The organism is Kitasatospora sp. NPDC048407 (assembly GCF_043200475.1).
Taxonomy (GTDB): Bacteria; Actinomycetota; Actinomycetes; order Streptomycetales; family Streptomycetaceae; genus Kitasatospora.
In genome coordinates this window covers 102,401-125,346 of the sequence record NZ_JBICXW010000019.1, presented here as the reverse complement: position 1 = coordinate 125,346, position 22,946 = coordinate 102,401, and the positions used below count along the sequence as shown (strand labels likewise).

The window sequence follows — 22,946 nt, the reverse complement described above, 5'->3', positions numbered from 1 at the left end:
CTCCGGACGGGCCCTTCGAACAGCGTGGGACTAGAAGCGACGCGTGACGAGCGCGCGCTTCACCTCCTGGATCGCCTTGGTGACCTCGATGCCACGCGGGCAGGCCTCCGAGCAGTTGAAGGTGGTGCGGCAACGCCACACACCCTCACGGTCGTTGAGGACCTCCAGGCGCTGCTCGGCGCCCTCGTCGCGGGAGTCGAAGATGAAGCGGTGCGCGTTGACGATCGCCGCCGGGCCGAAGTACTGGCCGTCGTTCCAGAACACCGGGCACGAGGAGGTGCACGCGGCGCACAGGATGCACTTGGTGGTGTCGTCGAAGCGCTCGCGGTCGGCCTGCGACTGCAGACGCTCGCGGGTCGGCTCGTTCCCCGAGGTGATCAGGAACGGCATGACGTCCTTGTACGCCTGGAAGAACGGGTCCATGTCCACGATCAGGTCCTTGAGGACCGCGAGGCCCTTGATGGCCTCGATCGTGATCGGCTTCTCCGGGTTGACGTCCTTGATCAGGGTCTTGCACGCCAGCCGGTTGCGCCCGTTGATCCGCATGGCGTCCGAACCGCAGATGCCGTGCGCGCAGGAGCGGCGGTACGTGAGCGTGCCGTCCTGCTCCCACTTGATCTTGTTGAGCGCGTCCAGGACGCGCTCCTTCGGGTCCATCTCGAGCTGGTAGTCCACCCACACCGGCTCCGGGTGCTCCTCCGGGTTGAACCGGCGGATCCGGAAGGTGACGTTGACCAGCTTGGTGCTGCCCGCCTCGACCGCGTCCAGCGCGGCCGAGTGCTTCTCGACGGTCGGAGTGGACATCAGTACTTACGCTCCATCGGCTGGTAGCGGGTCTGCACGACCGGCTTGTAGTCGAGGCGGATGGAGGTGGTGCCGTCCTCGGCCACCTCGCGGTACGCCATGGTGTGCTGCATGAACTTCACGTCGTCGCGGGTCGGGAAGTCCTCGCGGTAGTGACCGCCGCGGGATTCCTCGCGAGCCAGCGCGGAGACCACCAGCACCTCGGCCAGGTCGAGCAGGTTGCCCAGCTCGATGGCCTCCAGCAGGTCGGTGTTGTAACGCGAGCCCTTGTCCTGGATCGAGACGTTCTTGAAGCGCTCCTTGAGCGCCGCGACGTCCTCGACGGCCTGCTGCAGCGTCTTGCCGGTGCGGTAGACGGACACGTTGGTGTCCATCGACTCCTGCAGCTCCTTGCGGATCTGCGCGACCGACTCGGTGCCGGTGGACTCGCGCAGGCCCTCGACCATGGCCTCGACCAGCGCGCCCGGGTTCGCCGGCAGCTCGACGAAGTCGTGCTTGTCGGCGTAGGCGGCGGCGGCGATGCCCGCGCGGCGGCCGAACACGTTGATGTCCAGCAGCGAGTTGGTGCCCAGGCGGTTGGCGCCGTGCACCGACACGCACGCGACCTCGCCCGCGGCGTACAGGCCCGGGACGATGTCGGTGTTGTTGCTCAGGACCTCACCCTCGACGTTGGTCGGGATGCCGCCCATCGCGTAGTGCGCGGTGGGCTGGATCGGAATCGGGTCCGTGTAGGGCTCGATGCCGAGGTAGGTGCGCGCGAACTCGGTGATGTCCGGCAGCTTGGCGTCCAGCTGCTCCGGCGGGAGGTGCGTCAGGTCCAGGTAGACGTGGTCGCCGTCGGGGCCGCAGCCGCGGCCGGCCCGGATCTCCGAGTAGATCGCGCGGGAGCACACGTCACGGGACGCGAGGTCCTTCATGACGGGGGCGTAGCGCTCCATGAAGCGCTCGCCGTCCTTGTTGCGCAGGATGCCGCCCTCGCCGCGGGCGCCCTCGGTGAGCAGGATGCCCATCCGCCAGATGCCCGTCGGGTGGAACTGGAAGAACTCCATGTCCTCCAGCGGCAGGCCACGGCGCAGCGCCACGGCCTGGCCGTCACCGGTCAGGGTGTGCGCGTTCGAGGTGACCTTGAACATCTTGCCGGTGCCGCCGGAGGCGAACACCACGGCCTTGGCCTGGAAGACGTGGATCTCGCCGGTGGCGAGCTCGTAGGCCACCACACCGGCGGTCTTGCCCTCGTTGATCAGCAGGTCGAGGACGTAGAACTCGTTGAAGAACTCCACACCGTGCTTGACGCAGTTCTGGAACAGCGTCTGCAGGATCATGTGACCGGTGCGGTCCGCGGCGTAGCAGGACCGGCGGACCGGGGCCTCGCCGTGGTTGCGGGAGTGACCGCCGAAGCGGCGCTGGTCGATCCGGCCCTGGTCGGTGCGGGAGAAGGGCAGGCCCATCTTCTCGAGGTCGAGGACCGCGTCGATGGCCTCCTTGCACATGATCTCGGCGGCGTCCTGGTCGACCAGGTAGTCACCACCCTTGACCGTGTCGAAGGTGTGCCACTCCCAGTTGTCCTCCTCGACGTTGGCGAGGGCGGCACACATGCCGCCCTGCGCCGCGCCGGTGTGCGACCGGGTGGGGTAGAGCTTGGTCAGGACCGCGGTGCGGCTGCGCTGCGTCGACTCGATGGCCGCGCGCATGCCGGCGCCGCCGGCGCCGACGATGACGGTGTCGTACTGGTGAATCTGCATGGGGTCAGTCGCCTCTGGTGGCTCGTCAGATGTTCGGGTCGAAGGTGAAGATCACCAGGGTGCCGAGGACGACCGTGAAGACGGTCGCGACACCGAGGAGACCCTTCAGCCACAGACGAGTGGCGTCCTTCTCCGCGTAGTCGTTGATGACGGTGCGCATGCCGTTCGAGCCGTGCAGCATCGCCAGCCACAGCATCAGCAGGTCCCACATCTGCCAGAACGGCGAGGCCCAGCGGCCCGCCACGAAGGCGAAGCTGATCTTCGAGACGCCGCCGTCCAGCATCAGGTTGATCAGCAGGTGGCCGAGGACCAGCACCACCAGGACGACACCCGACAGGCGCATGAACAGCCAGGCGAGCATCTCGAAGTTGGTGCGGGTGCGGCGCGGGGTCTTCTTCGTGCGTGCCCGGGCGGGCTCCACCACGAAGGCGTCGGCCGGGTTGCCGGTGCCCAGGCCCTGGCCCGTGTGGGCCTGGAGCGAGGGGACCACCAGGTCCTTGGTCTCAGTGGACATGCGGATCAGCCCCCGAACCAGGAACGAAGGGTGTGCTGCAGAACGGGGTAGAAGGCGCCGCCCATCAGGACGATCCAGATGCCGACCACACTCCACAGCATCTGCTTCTGGTACTTCGGGCCCTTGGCCCAGAAGTCGACCGCCACGACCCGCAGGCCGTTCAGGGCGTGGAACAGGATGGCGGCCACCAGGCCGTACTCCATCAGGTTCACAAGCCAGAACTTGTAGGTGGCGATCACCGAGTCGTACGCCTCGGGCGACACCCGCACCAGGGCGGTGTCAAGGACATGTGCGAACAGGAAGAAGAAGATCAGGACGCCGGTGACTCGGTGAGCCACCCAGCTCCACATGCCTTCCCGGCCGCGGTACAGCGTTCCAGCCGGCACGGAAAACCCTCCGGAAGCGGTTTGGGGGCTCGGCCGGCTTTCTGTCGGTCAGCCCGGCCGGATACGGTCCACCGGCCGCGAGCATCCTATCGACGCGCCGGGCCCCGCTGTCGTCCGGGGCCCCTGCTGTGATCAATCAGGCACGCACGGGCTAATCGGAACGGGAACTCTGACGCTGTGCGACCATCCGGTCGCGCCGTGCGGCCGGTCCGGAGCGGTCAGCTCCGGACCGCCACCAGGTGCTCCAGGCGGGTCAGCGCTATCCGGCGCAACTCCTCGGCCGAGATGAGCCGTTCCTCGTCCAGATCGTTGGCCAGCCGGGTGCGGATCGAGGTCAGCACCGCGTCCAGCATCTCCTCCTGGTCCACCCCGTCCAGGCAGACCACGAAGACGTGGCCGAACCGTGCCTCGTACGCGGCGTGCGCGGCGCGCAGCGCGGTGCGGGCCGCCTGGCTGCCCGGGGCGCGCATGCCGAGCAGCGGCTGCGGCATCCAGCTCTCGTCGGCCAGCGCCTCGGCGAGGTCCGCCGGGCGCAGGTCGTAGCTGGCTTCGCTGGCCGCCGCGAGCAGCGAACCGATGTCGGGGTACGGGCGGTGGGCGGTCAGGCGCAGCGCCCAGCGGTGGCTGCCGCAGCAGGCGAGCAGCGCCTCCTCGACCGCGCCGGAGTCGGCTTCGTTGAACCTGTGCAGTCCCAGGAGGGACGGGTCCGTCCGCACGTCGAGACGCTGCGGCGGGATGTCGCTGGTCAGCGGATCCTCCTCGTGAGGGCGGGAAGGGGGGATGCTGCAGAGACAGAGGGGGTGCGGCAGTGCCTCCGCACGGGGCCTTGACGGCTCGGCGGGGCAGCGCCTCCACGGTAGTTGAGGGTTCATCAGTTGGGGAGGCGGCGGGCCGATTTCATTCGATCGAGCTATCAAGTTGTGACCCGCCGCCGCTCCCGTTCACACAGAACCGCTCAGCCGGTCCGGTGCACCTTGTGGTTGGCGGCCTGCGCCCGGGGCCGGACCACCAGCAGATCGATGTTGACGTGCGCCGGACGGGTCACCGCCCAGGAGACGGTGTCGGCGACGTCCTCCGAGGTCAGCGGCGCGTCGACGCCCGCGTACACCGCGTCCGCCTTCGCCTGGTCGCCGCGGAACCGGGTCAGCGCGAAGCCCTCCGACTTCACCATGCCGGGCGCGATCTCGATCACCCGGATCGGCTCGCCCACGAGTTCGAGGCGGAGGGTCTGTGCCACCGAGTGGACGGCGTGCTTGGCCGCCACGTAGCCGCCGCCGCCCTCGTACGCGGCCAGCGCCGCCGTCGAGGACATGATCAGCACGGTGCCGTCGCCGGTGGCGCGCAGCGCGGGCAGCAGCGCCTGGGTCAGGTGCAGCACGCCCAGCACGTTCACCTCGAACATGGTGCGCCAGTCCTCCGGGTCGCCGGCCTCGACGCTGTCCGCGCCGAGCGCGCCGCCCGCGTTGTTCACCAGCACGTCCACCCGGCCGACCTCGGCGGCGAACGCGTCCACCGCGGCCCGGTCGGTGACGTCCAGCGTGAAGGCGCGGCCGCCCAGCTCCTTCGCCAGCACCTCGATCCGCTCGGTGCGGCGGGCGGTCAGCACCACCTGGAAACCGTCCGCGGCCAGCCGTCGGGCGGTCGCCGCCCCGATGCCGCTGCTGGCGCCGGTGACCACGGCCACCTTCTGCTCGCTCATGTCCACTCCTCGTAGGTCCGACCAGGTGTTCGGTGTCGGGATCATCCCAAGGATCGCCCCGGGGGTGTTGTGAGCAAGCTCCCAGCCGTGGCATCTGTCTGCCCGTGAGGGGCACGGCTACATTGCGTATCCAGCCGAGACGTTGATCGGCGCTAACCCCCCACCATCTTCCGCGGAGGACACCCATGGCAGCCGAGCCCCGCCGCACCGAGTCGGGCCTGCCGATCGAGCCGGTGTACGGCCCCGAGACCCTGGCCGGCTTCGACGCCGCGAGCCGGCTCGGCACCCCCGGCCAGTACCCGTTCACCCGCGGCGTGTACCCGACCATGTACACCGGCAAGCCGTGGACGATGCGCCAGTACGCCGGCTTCGGCACCGCCGCCGAGTCCAACGCCCGCTACAAGCAGCTCATCGCCAACGGCACCATGGGCCTGTCCGTCGCCTTCGACCTGCCCACCCAGATGGGGTACGACTCCGACGCCGCGATCTCCTCCGGCGAGGTCGGCAAGGTCGGTGTCGCCATCGACAGCGTCGAGGACATGAGCGTCCTGTTCGGCGGCATCCCGCTCGGCGAGGTCTCCACCTCGATGACCATCAACGCGCCCGGCTCGCTGCTGCTGCTGCTCTACCAGTTGGTCGGCGAGGCCCAGGGCGTGCCCAGCAACAAGCTCACCGGCACCATTCAGAACGACGTGCTCAAGGAGTACATCGCCCGCGGCACCTACATCTTCCCGCCCAAGCCCTCGCTGCGGCTGATCGCCGACGTGTTCCAGTACTGCCGGGCCGAGATCCCCAAGTGGAACACCATCTCCATCTCCGGCTACCACATGGCCGAGGCCGGGGCGAACCCCGCGCAGGAGATCGCCTTCACCCTCGCCAACGGCATCGAGTACGTGCGCACCGCCGTCGCCGCCGGCATGGACGTCGACGACTTCGCCCCCCGGCTCTCCTTCTTCTTCGTCTCCCGCACCACCCTGCTGGAGGAAGTCGCCAAGTTCCGTGCCGCGCGCCGGATCTGGGCCCGCGTCATGAAGGAGGAGTTCGGCGCGAAGAACCCCAAGTCGCAGATGCTGCGCTTCCACACCCAGACCGCGGGCGTCCAACTCACGGCCCAGCAGCCCGAGGTCAACCTGGTCCGGGTCTCCGTGCAGGCGCTCGCAGCCGTGTTCGGCGGGACGCAGTCGCTGCACACCAACTCCTTCGACGAGGCGATCGCGCTGCCGACGGAGAAGTCCGCGCGGCTCGCGCTGCGCACCCAGCAGGTGCTGGCCTTCGAGACCGACGTCACCGCGACCGTCGACCCGTTCGCGGGCTCCTACGTGGTCGAGGCGATGACGGACGAACTGGAGGCCGCGGCGCTGGAGTTGATGGCCAAGGTCGAGGACATGGGCGGCGCGGTCGCGGCGATCGAGCAGGGGTACCAGAAGGGCGAGATCGAACGCACCGCGTACCGCATTCAGCAGGAGCAGGACTCCGGCGCGCGGACCGTGGTCGGCGTCAACCGCTTCCAGCTCGCCGAGGAGGAGCCCTACGAGCCGCTGCGGGTCGACCCGGCGATCGAGGCGCAGCAGGCGCAGCGGCTCGCGCGACTGCGTTCCGAGCGGGACTCGTCGGCGGTGGACCGGTCGCTCACGTCGCTGCGCAAGGCGGCGGAGGGGACGGACAACGTGCTGTACCCGATGAAGGAGGCCCTCGCGGCCCGCGCCACCGTCGGCGAGGTCTGTGACGCGCTGCGCGGGGTGTGGGGGACGTATACGCCGGTGGACCGTTTCTGAGGGTCGCGCCCAGGTGCAGGTCGCTGTTCGTGGCGCGATCTTGCCGGCGTGAACCTTCCGCCCCGCGCAGCGCCCGCGCCCCTGACGGGACGCGGGCGCCGGGGGGAGACGGGAAAGCGAAGAGGGGCGCTGGGGGAGACCCCCAGCGCCCCTCAACTGCTTTGCGGTGATTACTTCTTGATGGCGAAGGACTTGAAGAAGCCCCTGCCCGGGGAGCCCAGGCCGGTGGCCGTGTCGTAGCCGCTGGAGGCCGAGAGGCCGTAGTCGGCGCCGATCTTGTAGAGGCGGACGCGGAGGGTGTTGTTGATGACGCCGAGGTCGACGACGTTGCCGCGCTTGGTGTTGACGGCGTTGTCGTTCACGTCGTGGAAGGCGTTGGTGTCGGCGCGGTCGTAGAGGGCCGGGTTGGCAAAGCCGAGGGCGCGGCCGCCGCGGGTCTCGAAGGCGTTGGCGAACATGGCGGCGGTCTCGGGGGCGGAGACCGAGGTGCCGCCGAAGCCGCCCTCGCTGTAGGCGCCGCCGGAGGTGAAGCCGACCAGGGTGGCGGCGACCAGGTCACCGCTCATGGCGATGTCGGGGGTGGCGCGCAGCGGGGTCTTGGACTGGGTGCCGTCGGCCGCGGTCTTGCTGATGCTGTCCGGGACGACGCCCTGCTGGTACCACGGCTGGGCGAAGTCCTTGGAGACACCGCCGCCGCCGCCGAAGTAGAACTTGCCCGGCATCGGGCTCCAGGACTTCTGGTCGGCGGAGAGCACCGAGCGCTGGTCGCCCATGGAGACCTCGTGGCCGTACTTGCCTTCCTTGTCGGCCAGTTCGAGGGCGGTGCCGCCGACCGAGGTGACCCACGGGGAGGAGGACGGCCACTGGGCCTGGGCCTGGTTGGTGTCGGCTTCGCAGTTGACGCCGGTGGCGGCGGCACCCGGGGAGTCGTCGCCGCAGTCGCCGGAGGAGAAGGTGAAGCCGATGCCGGTGAGGGCGCCGAGCTGGAAGATCTGGTTGTCGGCGGCGACCACGGCGGGGTCGATGTCGCCGGACTTGCCGTGCATGATCTCGCCCCACGAGTTGGAGACGACGTCGGCGAGGTGCCCGTCCACGACCTTGGCCATGGCGTCGTAGAGGTCCTCGTCGAAGCAGGAGTTGCCGCCGACGTAGACGACGTTGGCGTCCGGCGCGAGGCCGTGCACCATCTCGACGTCGAGGGCTTCCTCGCCGGCCCAGCCGTCGGGGCCGCCGCACTCGGCCTGGTGGGTCCACTGCGCGGGCGTGACGTACTCGGTGTACTGGCCCGGCTTGAACGGCTGGTCGCCGTGCAGGGTGGAGAAGTGGTTGGCGTCCTGCTCCATGGTGGACAGGCCGTAGGCGTCGATGACGGCGACGCGGGCGCCCTTGCCGGTGACCTTGGCGTCGGTGACGCTGTAGGCCTTGCGGAGCTGGGACGGTATGTACGAGCAGGGGGCGAACGGCTCGTTCTTCTCGTAGCCCTCGGGGGCGCCCTTGGCGGTCTTCGAGCCGTAGCCGTCCTCGGAGCAGGTCGGGACGGTCGGCAGGGTTGCCGGGTCCTTCTTGTCCGGGCCGGCCTGCTTGGCGGAGGCGTTCAGACGCTGCTCGGCCTCGCGGACCGAGGTGGCGGAGGAGCTGTTCTTGTGGATCGCGTCGGCCAGGCCGGAGACCGCGAGGACGGCGTCGGAGACGGAGGCCGGCACCTTGGCGTCGGCGGTCGGGGCCCGGTGGGTGCCGTCCGCGGTGCGGTAGTTGTGGAAACCGGTGCCGAACGCCTTGGACAGCGCGGCGGTGGAGCCGGCGACCTGCACGTAGTGGGCGGTGCTGGCGGAGACGGTGAGGCCCGCGGCGGACACCCAGTCGGTGACGGCCTTGACCTGCTCCGGGGTGGCGCCGAACTTTGCCTGGGCCTGGGCGGACGTCAGGTACTTGCCGTAGTCGGGCGAGTGGGGGTCGGAGACGGCCTGGGCGAGGGCGGCGAGGCCACTGGCGTCGCGTCCGGCCAGGTAGATGCGGGCGGTCGCCGGGGCGGCGGCGTCGGCCGCGCCCGCGTCGGCCTGCGGGGTGGCCCACTCCGGGTGGGTGCCCGGCAGGGTGCGGGCGGTGTCGCCCACGGGGGTGGCGGCGGTGGCCGGGACGGCCGCGCCGAGGGTGGTGATGATCAGTGCGGCCGCGACGGTGGCCGGAGCGATGCTCTTGGCGAGCCGATTGCGCGTGATGGGCACGTCGGTCCCCCCTTCTCGGTTCGATGGAGCGTCAACTGCCCTTGTGAGGGCGTGACGAGGCGCGCCGCAGGCGGACTGTCCCACCCCACTGCGGCACCGGAGTTGACTGTGCGAAAGCTGTCTATTCGGACTGATGTGCCCTGCTCAAGAGCGGGTCCGAAAGCTTTACCGCGCCATGACCCGATCGGGGGGAAGGGTTGGCTCCGAGGTGCGGGAGTGGCCGCCGGTGCAGGTCGTTGCACATGGCAGGCGGCGGAGGAGCCGAACACAGGAGCGGGCCGAATCGAAGAGTCATACCCATCATGGGGGGCGGTATGCATCCAAACGGTGAGATCTTTGGTGGAAGTCGGGCCAAAAGCCCGCCACCGGCCTACTCTTGTCAAGGTGAACGATCCTCAGCCAGCAGCCGCTGCCACCGTCACCGCCGTCCGCCCGCTCGCCGACCTCCGGGCCCGAGTAGCGGCCCACCAGGCCGAGTTGATCGACCTCCGCCGTGATCTCCACCGGCACCCGGAGCTCGGCCGCCAGGAGTTCCGCACCACCAAGCTGCTGCGCGAGCGCCTGATCGCCGCCGGGCTGGAGCCGCGGGTGCTCCCGGGCGGCACCGGTCTGCTGGTGGACCTGGTCCCGTCGGGCACCGCGCCCGGCACCCCGCTGCTGGCGTTCCGCGCCGACATCGACGCGCTGCCGATCGACGACGCCAAGAAGGACGTCCCGTACCGCTCCACGGTGGCCGGCCGGGCGCACGCCTGCGGGCACGACGTGCACACCGCGGTGGTGCTCGGCACCGCGCTGGTGCTGGCCGAGGCGCTGGCCGCGGGGGAGCTGACCCGTCCGGTGCGGCTGATCTTCCAGCCGGCCGAGGAGATGATGCCGGGCGGCGCGCTGGACGTGATCGCGGCCGGCGGGATGGAAGGGGTCGGGCGGATTTTCGCGGTGCACTGCGACCCCAAGGTGCAGGTCGGCCGGATCGCCCTGAAGACCGGGGCGATCACCTCGGCCTGCGACAAGGTGGTGATCAGCGTGGACGGCCCCGGCGGGCACACCGCCCGTCCGCACCTGACCACCGACCTGGTCACCGCGGTCGCCAAGCTGGCCGCCGAGACGCCGTCCGCGCTGGCCCGCCGGATGGACCCGCGCTGGGGCGTCTCGCTGGTGTGGGGGCGGATCGCGGCCGGCTCGGCGCCGAACGTGATCCCGCAGCACGCCGAGCTGGAGGGCACCGTCCGCTGCCTGGAGCTGGCGGGCTGGCGGCAGGCTCCGGAGGTGCTGGAGGACCTGGTCGCGCACCTGGCCGAGACGCACCGCGCCAAGTGGACGCTGGACTACCACCGGGGCGTCCCGCCGGTGGTCAACGAGGCCGATTCGATCGACCAGTTGGAGCGCGCGATGAACGCCCGGTTCGCCGAGGGCCGCGGCCCGGTGGTGGAGCCGACCGAACAGAGCCTGGGCGGCGAGGACTTCTCCTGGTACCTGGAGCACGCCCCGGGCGCACTGGCCCGCCTCGGGGTGCGCGGCCCGGACGAGAAGGGCGCCCGCGATCTGCACCAGGGCGACTTCGACGCGGACGAGCGGGCGATCGCCGTCGGCGTCGAACTGTTCGCCTCGCTCGCGCTGGAGTACGCCCGGATCTGACACCGTGTCCAGCGCCGGGTGCCCCTTCCCGAGTCAAGTCGTTCCGTGGTCGAATCGTCCGCGCAACGATCACTTAGGGGAGGGGACCCGATCATGGACAGCACGCGCCGCAGACTCCTGTTCGCCGCCGGAGCCGCCGGAGCCACCGTCACCGCCGGACTGGCCGCCGCACCGTCGGCGGGCGCCGCCGGCCCGACCGTCCCGAAGCCGGACGAGCCGCTGCTCGACTGGTACAACGTCAGGCGGTACGGGGCTCTCGGCGACAACAGCAACGACGACTGGCAGCCCATCACCGACGCCATCGCGGCCTGCCCGCCCGGCGGCGTGGTGTACTTCCCGGCCGGGCAGTACCTGGTCAGGAAGCCCCTGGTGGTGCCCGCCCACGTCACGCTGGCCGGTACGGTCGGCAGCCGCTGGTTCAGCTACTTCCCGAAGAACGCCGACGGCGGCCCGGTGCCGCCGGTGTACATCAAGCCCAAGTGGGGCGAATTCACCGGCGGCGCGCTGATCCAACTGGCCGGTACCGGCGCCCGGTTGCGCGACCTCGTGCTCGCCTCCGGCCGCGCCACCGACAACTCGACCGGCGGCGGCCCCGTGCACGGCCTGACCGCGACGGGCCAGATCAAGGCCGTCCGGCTGAACAACGTCGGGATCTTCAACTTCAGCGGCTACGGCGTGTTCACCGACTCCGGTACGGATGGCTTCCCCGGCGGCTGGGAGGTCTCCCACCTGAGCATGGAGGCCAACAAGCTCGGCGGCTGGCGCTCCGACAACTCCAAGGACGCGGCGTTCGCCTTCGGCGACGGGGTGATCGACTCCTGTGAGGCCGGCGCCAACGGCGGCGACGGCTGGTACTTCGCGGGCACGGGTGCCCTCGGCTTCGTCGGCGTCCGGGCGACCTGGAACAGCGGCAACGGCTTCCACCTGACCGGCAAGTGCGGGACCACCGGCTTCACCGAGTGCCAGACCGACCGCAACGCCTACAACGGCTGGCTGCTGGAGAGCCCGCAGACCACCCCCGCCTCCGCCCCGTCGCCGCACTCCATCACTCTGACGGGCTGCCAGGCCAGCCGCGACGGACGGAACAACAACGTCACGCCGGGCGGCTACGCGGGCTTCCGGATCACCGCCTCCGCCGGTGACCCCGCCGTCCCGGTCACCCTGACCGGCTGCGCCACCCACGTCTCCGGCGACGACAAGCCCGGCGGGCTGCTGGCCCCCGACTACGGCGTGTACGTCGACCACGCGCTGCGGGTGCTGCTCACCGGCTGCATGCTCACCGGCACCAAGGCGAGCGTGCGCGACGACGCGGGCGCCGTGCTGGACAACGGCACCACCATGCACAACGTGACCACCACCGCGGGCGTGTCCTACAACGTGCCGTCGCCCGCGATCACCCCGACCGGCAACGCCCCACAGCCCGCCGACTCGGGCTTCGGGACCTGGTCCTTCGACCCGGCCACGGCGTCCGACCAGAGCGCCCGGCTGGCCTCGGGCAACGTCTACCTGGTGCGGGTGGAGACGCATCAGCCGGTCACCGTCTCGGCGGTCTCCGTGCTGCTGGCGGGGACCGGCGGCGGGTTCACCACCGGCAACGTGGCCGGCGTGTACGACCGCACCGGCAAGCTGCTGGCCGGCACCGCGGAGCAGGCGACGGCCTGGTCGGGCGGGGTGAACACGCTGTGCCGGATGCCGCTGTCCAAGCCGGTCACCCTGGGTCCCGGCTTCCACTGGGTGGCGCTGCTGGCCAACGCCACCACCCCGCCGAGCTTCGCGCGCGGGTCGACGTTCCCGAACCCGGGCGCCTTCCTGAACGCCGGGCTCACCCCGGCCACCTACCGGGTCGCCGCGCTGAAGGACAGCGCCACCGCGCTGCCGTCCACCTTCGATCCGGCGCAGAACAGGAACGCCGACGGCACGGTGCAGATGTTCTGGGTCGGGCTGAGCTGATTCCGGTCCGGTACCACGAGGCCGCGTCGCCGAGTGCGACGCGGCCTCTTCGCGGGTATGGGCCGGAGGCGTACCGTGGTGGCGCGCTACCAGCCAGTAGCGGAACGGGAGTTGAACAAGTGTGCGGCTATGTCCGGATTTGCCCGGGCGTACGACCACATTTTGATAACAACCGCGAGGCCCGTGCAGGCCGTAACACAACTGTGTTCTACGCGCGTTACGGTGGCGCTCGACCACGCCATTCGGGTGTGTGAGAAGGAGAAACTCCCTTGCGCCGTTCACTCAAGCTCGCCGCGGCAGTGCTCTCGGGTTCCCTGGGCATCGCCTCGCTCGCCGCCTGCGGCGCAAAGAGCACCGACACCACCAACGCCAACGCCGGTGCCGGCGGCTCGGGTCTCAAGGTCGGCATGGCCTACGACATCGGCGGCCGCGGCGACCAGTCCTTCAACGACTCCGCCGCGCGTGGTCTGGACCAGGCCAAGTCCGAGCTGGGCGCCACCATCAACGAGGCCGAGGCCAAGTCCGGTGAGTCCGAGGGTGACAAGGAGCAGCGCCTCAAGTCCCTGGTGACCGGTGGCTTCAACCCGGTCATCGCGGTCGGCTTCGTCTACCAGGACGCGGTCAACAAGGTCGCCAAGGAGAACCCGAACGTCAAGTTCGCGATCGTCGACTCCTTCTCGCCCGAGCAGCCGAGCAACGTCACCTCGCTGACCTTCTCGGAGGAGCAGGGCTCCTACCTGGCGGGCGTGGCCGCGGCCCTCAAGTCGAAGACCAAGCACGTCGGCTTCATCGGCGGTGTGCAGTCCGAGCTGATCAAGAAGTTCGAGGCCGGCTACGTGGCGGGCGCCAAGTCCGTCGACCCGAACATCGCGATCGAGGTCACCTACCTGAGCACCCCGCCGGACAACACCGGCTTCGCCGACCCGGGCAAGGGCAAGCAGGCCGCGCAGGGCCAGATGGACAAGGGCGCGGACGTCATCTACTCCGCCGCCGGCTCCTCCGGCAGCGGCGCCATCGAGGCCGTCTACAGCGCCTCGGGCAGCAAGTGGGCCATCGGCGTCGACTCGGACCAGGCCAGCCAGCCGGCCCTGTCGAAGTACAAGGACCACATCCTCACCTCGATGGTGAAGAACGTGAACACCGGCGTGTTCACCTTCATCAAGTCGGCCAAGGACGGCAGCGCCCAGTCCGGCAAGAAGAACTTCGACCTGAAGGACGGCGGCGTGTCGCTGGCCACCACCGGTGGCTTCATCGACGACATCAAGGCCAAGCTCGACGCCGCCACCGCGCAGATCGTCAGCGGCGCCACCAAGGTTCCGACCGCTCCGCAGGGCTGATCCCCTGCCACGGCGCCGCCCGCCCGCCGGGCGGCGCAGTGGTCTGACGCATCACAAGGAGGGGCTCGGAAGGGGTGCGTCACGCGCATCCCCCGGGCCCCTGCCTGTGCCTCCACCGCCGCTCCGGTGTCCGTCCAGCGGCTGCCCCACCCCGGCCCCCCTGAGCCTCCAGCGCGACGAAGCGCCCGACGACCAGCAGGAGATCGCCATCACTCCCTCCGACTCCGCCCCTCCCGGCGGCACCCCCAGCGCGGGGACGGCGACACCGGCCGTCGAACTGCGTGGCATCACCAAGCGCTTCCCCGGTGTGGTGGCCAACCACGACATCGACATCACCGTGCAGCGCGGCACCGTGCACGCCCTGATGGGCGAGAACGGCGCCGGCAAGTCCACCCTGATGAAGATCCTCTACGGGATGCAGAAGCCGGACGAGGGCACCATCGCCATCAACGGCGAGCAGGTGGCCTTCGCCACCCCCGGTGACGCGATCGCCCGCGGCATCGGCATGGTGCACCAGCACTTCATGCTGGCCGACAACCTCACCGTCTGGGAGAACATCGTCCTGGGCAGCGAGAAGCTGTACGGCATCGGCGCCAAGGCGAAGGCGAAGATCCGCGAGATCTCCGACCAGTACGGCCTGGGCGTGAAGCCGGACGTGCTGGTCGAGGACCTCGGCGTCGCCGACCGCCAGCGGGTGGAGATCCTCAAGGTGCTGTACCGCGGCGCCCGGATCCTGATCCTGGACGAGCCGACCGCGGTGCTGGTCCCGCAGGAGGTCGACGCGCTGTTCGACAACCTGCGCGACCTCAAGTCCGAGGGCGTCACCGTCATCTTCATCTCGCACAAGCTGCACGAGGTGCTGTCGGTCGCCGACGCGATCAGCGTGATCCGCCGCGGCACCACGGTCGGCGACGCCGACCCGAAGGTCGTGACGGCCCGCGAGCTCGCCGAGCTGATGGTCGGCGCCGAACTGCCGTCCCCGGAGAGCCGTGAGTCCACCGTCACCGACGTGGAGATGCTCCGGGTCGAGGGCCTGCGGATCGCCAAGCCGGACGCCGAGGGCGTCGAGCGGGTGGTGCTGGACGACATCTCGCTGCGCATCCGCAAGGGCGAGATCCTCGGCATCGCCGGCGTCGAGGGCAACGGCCAGGCCGAACTGGTCGAGGCGATCATGGGCATGCTGCCGCTGGACGCCGGCACCGTCACGCTGGACGGCACCGACCTGAGCGGCTCCCGGACCCGGGCCCGCCGGGAGGCCGGCATCGGCTACATCCCGGAGGACCGGCACCGGCACGGCCTGCTGCTGGAGGCCCCGCTCTGGGAGAACCGGATCCTCGGCCACGTCACCGAGCGGCCCAACTCCAAGGGCGTGCTGCTCGACCCGTCCGGCGCCCGCGCCGACACCCAGCGGATCGTCGAGCAGTACGACGTCCGCACCCCCGGCATCGAGGTCACCGCGGCGTCGCTGTCCGGCGGCAACCAGCAGAAGCTGATCATCGGCCGCGAGATGAGCCACCACCCGAAGCTGCTGATCGCCGCCCACCCGACCCGCGGCGTGGACGTGGGCGCGCAGGCGCAGATCTGGGACCAGATCCGCTCCGCCCAGCGCGAGGGCCTGGCGGTGCTGCTGATCTCCGCCGACCTGGACGAGCTGATCGGCCTGTCCGACACCATCCGGGTGATCTACCGCGGCGCGCTGGTCGCCGACGCCGACCCGGCCACCGTCACCGCCGAGGACCTGGGCACCGCGATGACCGGTGCCGCGACCGGCCACATAGTCTCCGACCGGGTTCCGCCCACCGACACCGCCGAGCACGTGCAGGCGGGGGAGTAGCCACATGACCAGTCCCAACCCCCCGGCTGCGGGAACGGCCGACCGGCCGCGTCCGCAGCGGTTCGACCTGGAACGGATCGGCCTCGGCCTGGCCGCCCCCGTGCTGGCCGTGCTGCTGTCGGTGATCATCGCCGGCTCGCTGCTGGCGGTCTCCGGCCGCGACCCGTTCAGCGCCTTCAAGATCATGTGGGACTACGGCACCGCGTCGGACGGCCAGGTCGCCGTCCTGAACAAGGCGACCGTGTACTACCTGGCCGCGGCCGCCGCCGCGTTCGGGTTCCGGATGAACCTCTTCAACATCGGCATCGAGGGCCAGTACAAGCTGGCCATGATGATGGCCGCGTTCGTCGGCTCCCAGATGAACCTGCCGGCCTTCCTGCAGATCCCGCTGATGCTGATCGTCGCGATGTTCGTCGGTGGCCTGTGGGCGTCGATCGCCGGTCTGCTGAAGGTCTACCGGGGCGTCAGCGAGGTCATCTCGACCATCATGCTGAACGCCATCGCCACCGCCGTGATCGGCGTCATGCTGGTGCCGGGCATCCTGGCCCCGAAGACCAGCGGCGTCACCAACTCGATCCAGACCGCGAAGATCTCCGAGTCCAGCCACTTCTTCGCGATCGAGACCCAGGGCGGCACCCTGTGGGGCTTCATCGTGATCGCGGTGCTGGTCGGCGTGGTCTTCCACTTCACCCTGAACCGCACCCGGTTCGGCTTCGACCTGCGCGCCACCGGCCGCTCGGAGACCGCCGCCAAGGCGTCCGGCGTCAACGTCAAGCGCATGGTGATCACCTCGATCGTGGTCTCCGGCGCGCTGGCCGGCCTGGTCGGCCTGCCCGAACTGATGCAGAACACCTACTACTTCGGCCAGAACGTGCAGGTCGGCCTGGGCTTCATCGGCATCTCGGTGGCCCTGCTCGGCCGCAACACCCCGATCGGCATCGCGTTCTCCGCGCTGCTGTTCGCCTTCCTGGACGCCTCCGGCGCCCAGCTGCCCACCCGGGGCGACTACCCGTCCGAGATCATCCCGGTGATCCAGGGCACCATCGTCATCTGCGTCGTCGTGGCCTACGAACTGGTGCGCCGCTTCGGTCTGAAGCGCCAGCAGCACAAGGTCGGCGCCGAGCTCGCCGCGCAGGCCGTCGCCGCGGCCGCCCAGAAGGAGGTGGCGGCATGAGCACCGCTGTCGCCAAGCCGAAGGCGCCCGTCGCGCCCGTGAAGAAGAAGTCCAAGCTGACCTGGCCGGTGGTGCTGCTGCTGATCGCGGCCGCCCTGCTGCTGTTCGCGGCGGTCGGTGCGATCACCGGCAACCACGGGCTGACCTCCTCGGGCCAGATCGGCGCCGCGCTGTCCTCCGCCGTGCCGATCGCCATGGCCGGCCTCGGCGGCCTGTGGTCCGAGCGCGCGGGCGTGGTCAACATCGGCCTCGAAGGCATGATGGTGGCCGGCACGTTCTGCGGCGCCTGGGGCGGCTTCCTGGTCAACCCGTGGGTCGGCCTGCTGGCCGGCATGGCGGGCGGCGCGCTCGGCGGTCTGCTGCACGCGCTGGTCACCGTCACCTTCGGCGTCGACCACATCGTGTCCGGCGTCGGCGTCAACCTGCTGATCCCCGGCATCTGCGCGTACGTCAACCGGATCTACTACCAGGACTACAAGGCCCAGGGCGCCGGTGCGAGCCAGTCGCCGCCCTCGGAGTCGCTGCCCACCATCACCGTCCCCGGCCTGTCGAACTGGCTGGACGGCATCGAGCAGCACCACTGGTTCCTGGTCTCCGACGTGGCCGGCATCCTCCGCGGCCTGACCACCCACCTGTCGGTGGTCACCCTGATCGCCGCCGCGTTCCTGATCGTCAGCTACTTCGTGCTCTGGCGCTCGGTGTTCGGTCTGCGGCTGCGCTCCTGCGGCGAGAACCCGACCGCCGCCGAGTCGCTGGGCGTCAACGTCTACAAGTACAAGTACCTCGCGGTGATCGCCTCCGGCGCCTTCGCGGGCCTCGGCGGCGCGTACCTCTCGCTGGTCGCCGCGCACTTCTACCGGGACGGCCAGACCCAGGGCCGCGGCTTCATCGGCCTGGCCGCGATGATCTTCGGCAACTGGATGCCGGGCGGCCTGGCCGCCGGCGCGGGCCTGTTCGGCTTCACCGACAGCCTCCAGCTGCGCGACGCCGACTCGGTGCACGTGCTGCTGCTGGTGGTCGCCATCGCGATGGCGGCGCTCGCGCTGTGGCACTTCTACCGCCGCAAGTTCCTGGCCGGCGCGATCACCATCGTGGTGGCCGGCGGCGTCGCCCTCTGGTACGTCACCACCGACGCCGTCCAGCGTCCGCTGATCGTCGCCACCCCGTACGTGATTACCCTGGTGGTGCTCGCGTTGGCCTCCCAGCGGCTGCGGATGCCCAAGGCCGACGGCCAGATCTACCGCAAGGGACAGGCCAAGTGACCACCGTCGACTGGGAGGCGCTGCGCGCCGCCGCCCGCGAGGCGATGCGCAACGCGTACGCCCCCTACAGCAAGTACCCGGTCGGAGCGGCGGCGCTGGTCGACGACGGCCGCACGGTCACCGGCTGCAACGTGGAGAACGCCTCCTACGGCCTCAGCCTGTGCGCCGAGTGCGGCCTGGTCTCCGCGCTGCACGCCAGTGGCGGCGGCCGGCTGACCGCCTTCACCTGCGTGGACGGCGCCGGCGAGCTGCTGATGCCGTGCGGGCGCTGCCGCCAGCTGCTGTACGAACACGGCGGACCGGACCTGCTGGTCGAACTGCCCTCCGGGGTCCGGCCGATGAGCGAGGTCCTGCCGGACGCGTTCGGGCCGGACAAGCTGTAGTTTCTGCTGGCTGATCACATTGTTACGCGCGTAGAGTGTCGCGGGAGGACATCCCGCGGCACTCTTCGCATTTCACACCTCTCTGGAGCACCTGCATGGACGCCATCTCCGTCATCCGGGCCAAGCGCGACCGGGGCGAACTGACCGACCCCCAGATCGACTGGGTGATCGACGCCTACACCCGCGGCGAGGTCGCCGACGAGCAGATGTCCGCCCTCGCCATGGCGATCCTGCTCAACGGCATGACGGGCCGTGAGATCAGCCGCTGGACCGACGCCATGATCCGCTCCGGCGAACGCATGGACTTCTCCTCGCTCGCCGTCCCCACCGCCGACAAGCACTCCACCGGCGGCGTCGGCGACAAGATCACCCTCCCGCTCGCCCCGCTGGTCGCCGCCTGCGGCGCCGCCGTCCCGCAGCTCTCCGGCCGCGGCCTCGGCCACACCGGCGGCACCCTCGACAAGCTCGAATCCATCCCCGGCTGGCGCGCCCTGCTCTCCAACGAGGAAATGCTCGCCGTCCTGCGCGACTGCGGCGCCGTGATCTGCGCCGCCGGCGACGGCCTCGCCCCCGCCGACAAGAAGCTCTACGCCCTGCGCGACGTCACCGGCACCGTCGAGGCCATCCCGCTGATCGCCTCCTCGATCATGTCCAAGAAGATCGCCGAGGGCACCGGCGCACTCGTCCTGGACGTCAAGGTCGGCTCCGGCGCGTTCATGAAGAACCTCGACGACGCCCGCGAACTCGCCCGCACCATGGTCGGACTCGGCCGCTCGGCCGGCGTCGCCACCGTCGCCCTGCTCACCGACATGTCCACCCCGCTCGGCCTCACCGCCGGCAACGCGCTCGAAGTCCGCGAGTCGCTGGAGGTCCTGGCCGGCGGCGGCCCCGCCGACGTCGTCGAACTCACCCTCGCCCTCGCCCGCGAAATGCTCGCCGCCGCGGGCGTCCAGGGCAAGGACCCCGCCGACGCCCTCCGCGACGGCTCCGCGATGGACCACTGGCGCCGCATGATCACCGCCCAGGGCGGCGACGTCGACGCCCCCCTCCCCGTCGCCCGCGAGACCCACGTCCTCCCCGCCCCCGCCACCGGCGTCCTCACCACCCTCGACGCCTACGCCGTCGGCGTCGCCGCCTGGCGCCTCGGCGCCGGCCGCGCCCGCAAGGAGGACCCGGTCCAGGCCGGCGCCGGCGTCGAACTCCACGCCAAGCCCGGCGACACCGTCACCGCCGGCCAGCCCCTCCTCACCCTGCACACCGACACCCCCGAACGCTTCCCCTACGCGATCGAGGCCCTTGCCGACGCCATCACCGTCGCCCCCACCGGCACCCTCTTCACCCCGGCCCCGATCGTCCTCGACCGGATCGCCTGACGGATTGCCACGGCGTCCTGTGCACGCTCCGTCAGGTGTACGTGCGCAGGACGCCGGTGTCGAGGGTCCAGGGGCCGACGGTGATGACGTCCCCGAAGACGAAGTCGGTGCGGCGGGTGTAGCCCGGCTCGTCGTGGACGATGCCGGTGCCCTTGCGGGGGTCGACCAGCAGGTAGAGCGGGATGCCCATGGCGGCGTAGTCGGCGACCTTGGCGCGGTAGTCGTTCTCGGGGTTGGACGCCGAAACGATCTCGACGACCATCAGCACCTCGTGGGGCAGCAGCGCGGGCTTCTCCGCATCCAGAGCCGCTTCCGGGAACACCATCAGGTCGGGGTTCCGAAGCCGGCCCAGCCCAGGGTCCTCCAGGTCCGCCCCACCGTGGGCGAGGTACCCCGGGTGCGTCTGCGGGAGCTGCTCGTTGAGCTGGCGAGCCAGCCGGACCACCGCCAGCTCGTGACGGCTCACCGGTGACATCATCATGACGATCTCGCCGTCCGCGATCTCGATCTTCCCTATACCCGGCACCTGCGGCAGCAGATCAGCGATCTCGCGGAGCCTGGCGAACGTAGCAGGGTCGATGCTCATGCCCGGAGTGTATCGACGGCCACCGCCCGTCGGGCGGTCGTCGCGCGGTGGGTGGCGTACAGGGTGACGCCGGCCGCGCAGGCCATGGCGGTGAGGGCGACGGTGGCGGTGCCGGACCAGCCGGTGGAGTGGTAGGCGTCGGCGCCGATCGTGCCGCCGAGGCTGTTGCCGAGGTAGTAGGCGATCAGGTAGAGCGCGGAGGCCTGGGCACGGCCGGCGGTGGCGGTGCGGCCGACCGAGGAGGACGCGGTGGCGTGGCCGGCGAAGAAGCCGGCGGTGATCAGGACCAGGCCGAGGATCGCCAGGGGCAGCGAGTTCGCGAGGGAGAGCAGCAGGCCGGCCGTGGTGGTGGAGATCGCCAGGTAGAGGGTGCCGCGGCGGCCCCAGCGGGCGGTGAGACGGCCCGCGGAGGCGGAGGACGCCGTGCCGACCAGGTACACCACGAAGATCGACGCGGCGATCGACTCCGGCAGGTGGAACGGCGCCGAGGTGAGCCGGTACCCGACGGTGTTGTAGACCGCGCCGAAGACCGCCATGAACAGCATTCCGAGCGCGTACAGCCGCAGCAGCAGCGGGTTGCGCAGGTGCCCGGCGACGGTCGTCGCGAGTGCCCGGGCGTCCACCGGCGTCCGCCGGAAGTGCCGGGCGCGGGGGATCAGCAGCCGGAAGGCGAGCACCGCGAGCAGCGCGAGGACGGCCGAGACCGCCAGCCCCCAGCGCCAGCCCCAGGCGGCCGCGACCCAGCCGGAGGCCAGGCGTCCGCCCATCCCGCCGATCGAGTTGCCGGCCACGTACAGGCCCATCGCGGAGGCGAGCGCCGACGGGTGCACCTCCTCGGCGAGGTAGGCCATCGCGGTGGCGGGGAGCCCGGCCAGCGCCGCGCCCTGGACGGCACGCAGCACCACCAGCGTGGTGAGGTCCGGGGCGAACGGCAGCGCGAGGGCGAGCAGCGCGGCGGCGAGGGTGGAGGCCGTCATCACGGCGGTGCGCCCGTACCGGTCGGAGAGGGCGCTGGCGGGCAGCAGGGCGAGTGCGAGTCCGAGGGTGGACGCGGAGGCCGTCCAACTGGCCTGGCCGGGCGTCAGGTCGAGATCGGCGGAGAGGATCGGCAGCAGGCCCTGCGTGGAGTACAGCAGGACGAAAGTGGCGACACCCGCCGCGAACAGGGCGAGGTTGGCGCGGCGGAAGTCCCGGCTGCCGGGGCGCATGCGCAGGTCGGTGGCGGATTCGGGGGCGGGCGCGAACGCCTCGGTACTGGCAGGCTGCATGGCTTTGACGTTATGGCCGCGCGGCCTGATGCGTCCAATGCATGAATGCGGGAAGATCCATGCTGTGACGCATGAGAGCAGCTCCGCCCCCGTCCGCCTCGCCGAGCTCGGCCCGGACACCGATGTGACGCGCCTCGCACCGCAGTTGGCGGAATTCGCGGCGGTCGCCCGACTGGAACACGTCACCCAGGCCGCCCAACTCCTCGGCATGCCGCAACCCACCCTCTCCCGCGCCGTCGCCCGCCTGGAGGCCGAACTCGGCGTCGACCTGCTCGCCCGGCAGGGCCGCACCGTCCGCCTCACCCGGGCCGGACGACTGCTGCTGGACGCCGTCGAACGGGCACTGGTCGAGGTCCAGCGCGGCGCGGAGGCAGCGCGGGCGGAGGCCGACCCGGCGGCCGGACGGGTCGCGTTCGGCTTCCTGCACACCATGGGGACGGACGCGGTGCCCGCCCTGCTGCGAGGGTTCCGGGCCGGGCACCCGCAGGTGCGGTTCCAGCTGGTGCAGGACTACGTCGCCGCGATGCTGGAACGCCTGCGCGCGGGGGAGCTGGACCTCTGCCTGGTCTCCCCGCTCCCCGACGCGCCCGACCTGACAGCGCGCCGGCTGGACGAGCAGCGGCTCTACCTGACCGTCCCGGCGGACCACCGGCTGGCCGTCCGCCGCCGGATCCGGCTCGCCGAGGTCGCCGGGGAGTCGTGGGTGACGGTCGAGGAGGGCTACGGGCTGCGCCACATCATGGAGGGCTTCTGCGCCGAGGCCGGCTTCACCCCGCGGATCGCCTTCGAGGGCGAGGAAGTCGAAACCCTCCGCGGCCTGGTCGCCGCCGGCCTCGGCGTCGCCCTCCTCCCACCCGCGCTCGTCCCCCGCCCCGGCGTCGTCGAACTCGAAGTCACCGCCCCCCGCACCCGCCGAGCCATCGGCCTCGCCTGGCACGCGACCCGCCCACTCACGCCGCCGGCGGCGGCGTTCCGGGACTTCGTGCTGTCGCGGCGGGG

19 protein-coding genes are annotated in these 22,946 nt (G+C 70.7%); 10 read left to right on the top strand and 9 right to left on the bottom strand.

Annotation, left to right across the window (positions count from 1 at the left end; all coding sequences use genetic code 11):
• Positions 1–30: 30 nt before the first annotated feature.
• The 6 genes from ACGFWJ_RS28540 to ACGFWJ_RS28515 form a co-directional block, all read right to left on the bottom strand.
• Positions 31–804, bottom strand: coding sequence for a succinate dehydrogenase iron-sulfur subunit (locus ACGFWJ_RS28540; protein WP_387644708.1), 774 nt, complete (start codon positions 802–804; stop codon positions 31–33).
• Positions 804–2,546: a succinate dehydrogenase flavoprotein subunit gene (sdhA, locus tag ACGFWJ_RS28535; RefSeq protein ID WP_392954732.1), complete on the bottom strand. Its 1,743-nt coding sequence runs from the start codon at positions 2,544–2,546 to the stop codon at positions 804–806. Before sdhA ends, ACGFWJ_RS28540 begins: the two co-directional genes overlap by 1 nt.
• Positions 2,547–2,571: 25 nt before the next feature.
• Entirely contained in the window at positions 2,572–3,060 is a 489-nt protein-coding gene (sdhD, locus tag ACGFWJ_RS28530) for a succinate dehydrogenase, hydrophobic membrane anchor protein (RefSeq protein ID WP_043914353.1), read from the bottom strand.
• Between the two features lie 5 nt (positions 3,061–3,065).
• Positions 3,066–3,446, bottom strand: a complete 381-nt coding sequence (sdhC, locus tag ACGFWJ_RS28525) for a succinate dehydrogenase, cytochrome b556 subunit (RefSeq protein ID WP_387644714.1) — start codon at positions 3,444–3,446, stop codon at positions 3,066–3,068.
• 218 nt (positions 3,447–3,664) lie between these two features.
• Entirely contained in the window at positions 3,665–4,162 is a 498-nt protein-coding gene (locus ACGFWJ_RS28520; RefSeq protein ID WP_392954729.1) for a 2-oxo-4-hydroxy-4-carboxy-5-ureidoimidazoline decarboxylase, read from the bottom strand.
• 239 nt (positions 4,163–4,401) lie between these two features.
• Positions 4,402–5,145 (bottom strand): SDR family NAD(P)-dependent oxidoreductase, encoded by a 744-nt coding sequence (locus ACGFWJ_RS28515; protein ID WP_392954727.1) that lies wholly within the window; start codon positions 5,143–5,145, stop codon positions 4,402–4,404.
• A 185-nt stretch (positions 5,146–5,330) separates the two neighbouring features.
• Between ACGFWJ_RS28515 and ACGFWJ_RS28510 the strand changes: the two genes are divergently transcribed.
• Positions 5,331–6,920 carry a methylmalonyl-CoA mutase gene (locus tag ACGFWJ_RS28510; protein ID WP_387644720.1) on the top strand — a complete coding sequence of 530 codons (1,590 nt, stop codon included), beginning with the start codon at positions 5,331–5,333 and terminating at the stop codon, positions 6,918–6,920.
• A gap of 170 nt (positions 6,921–7,090) precedes the next feature.
• Here ACGFWJ_RS28510 and ACGFWJ_RS28505 read toward each other — a convergent pair whose 3' ends face one another.
• Positions 7,091–9,145 carry a protease pro-enzyme activation domain-containing protein gene (locus ACGFWJ_RS28505; protein WP_392954725.1) on the bottom strand — a complete coding sequence of 685 codons (2,055 nt, stop codon included), beginning with the start codon at positions 9,143–9,145 and terminating at the stop codon, positions 7,091–7,093.
• 384 nt (positions 9,146–9,529) lie between these two features.
• Here ACGFWJ_RS28505 and ACGFWJ_RS28500 point away from each other — a divergent pair, with 384 nt between their 5' ends.
• From ACGFWJ_RS28500 to ACGFWJ_RS28465, 8 genes are all read left to right on the top strand, one after another.
• Positions 9,530–10,780: an amidohydrolase gene (locus tag ACGFWJ_RS28500; protein WP_392954723.1), complete on the top strand. Its 1,251-nt coding sequence runs from the start codon at positions 9,530–9,532 to the stop codon at positions 10,778–10,780.
• 93 nt (positions 10,781–10,873) lie between these two features.
• Entirely contained in the window at positions 10,874–12,730 is a 1,857-nt protein-coding gene (locus ACGFWJ_RS28495; RefSeq protein ID WP_392954722.1) for a glycosyl hydrolase family 28-related protein, read from the top strand.
• 269 nt (positions 12,731–12,999) lie between these two features.
• Positions 13,000–14,067: a BMP family protein gene (locus tag ACGFWJ_RS28490; RefSeq protein WP_392954720.1), complete on the top strand. Its 1,068-nt coding sequence runs from the start codon at positions 13,000–13,002 to the stop codon at positions 14,065–14,067.
• Positions 14,068–14,431: 364 nt separating this feature from the next.
• Positions 14,432–15,901 carry an ABC transporter ATP-binding protein gene (locus tag ACGFWJ_RS28485; protein ID WP_392954761.1) on the top strand — a complete coding sequence of 490 codons (1,470 nt, stop codon included), beginning with the start codon at positions 14,432–14,434 and terminating at the stop codon, positions 15,899–15,901.
• 4 nt (positions 15,902–15,905) lie between these two features.
• Positions 15,906–17,075, top strand: a complete 1,170-nt coding sequence (locus ACGFWJ_RS28480; RefSeq protein WP_387644731.1) for an ABC transporter permease — start codon at positions 15,906–15,908, stop codon at positions 17,073–17,075.
• Complete coding sequence (locus tag ACGFWJ_RS28475; RefSeq protein ID WP_387867195.1) at positions 17,072–18,337, top strand: ABC transporter permease; 1,266 nt, start codon at positions 17,072–17,074, stop codon at positions 18,335–18,337. The genes ACGFWJ_RS28480 and ACGFWJ_RS28475 overlap by 4 nt, the downstream gene beginning before the upstream one ends.
• Positions 18,334–18,720: a cytidine deaminase gene (locus ACGFWJ_RS28470; RefSeq protein ID WP_387644735.1), complete on the top strand. Its 387-nt coding sequence runs from the start codon at positions 18,334–18,336 to the stop codon at positions 18,718–18,720. Before ACGFWJ_RS28475 ends, ACGFWJ_RS28470 begins: the two co-directional genes overlap by 4 nt.
• Before the next feature lie 95 nt (positions 18,721–18,815).
• Positions 18,816–20,093, top strand: a complete 1,278-nt coding sequence (locus ACGFWJ_RS28465; RefSeq protein WP_392954717.1) for a thymidine phosphorylase — start codon at positions 18,816–18,818, stop codon at positions 20,091–20,093.
• A gap of 31 nt (positions 20,094–20,124) precedes the next feature.
• On the opposite strand, the gene ACGFWJ_RS28460 is transcribed toward ACGFWJ_RS28465, so the two are convergent.
• Positions 20,125–20,679 (bottom strand): Uma2 family endonuclease, encoded by a 555-nt coding sequence (locus tag ACGFWJ_RS28460; RefSeq protein ID WP_392954715.1) that lies wholly within the window; start codon positions 20,677–20,679, stop codon positions 20,125–20,127.
• Positions 20,676–21,947, bottom strand: a complete 1,272-nt coding sequence (locus ACGFWJ_RS28455) for an MFS transporter (protein WP_392954713.1) — start codon at positions 21,945–21,947, stop codon at positions 20,676–20,678. The genes ACGFWJ_RS28460 and ACGFWJ_RS28455 overlap by 4 nt, the downstream gene beginning before the upstream one ends.
• A 64-nt stretch (positions 21,948–22,011) precedes the next feature.
• On the opposite strand from ACGFWJ_RS28455, the gene ACGFWJ_RS28450 reads away from it, so the two are divergent.
• Positions 22,012–22,946, top strand: a 935-nt coding sequence (locus ACGFWJ_RS28450) for a LysR family transcriptional regulator (protein WP_387909778.1), incomplete at its 3' end; no start/stop codon positions are given.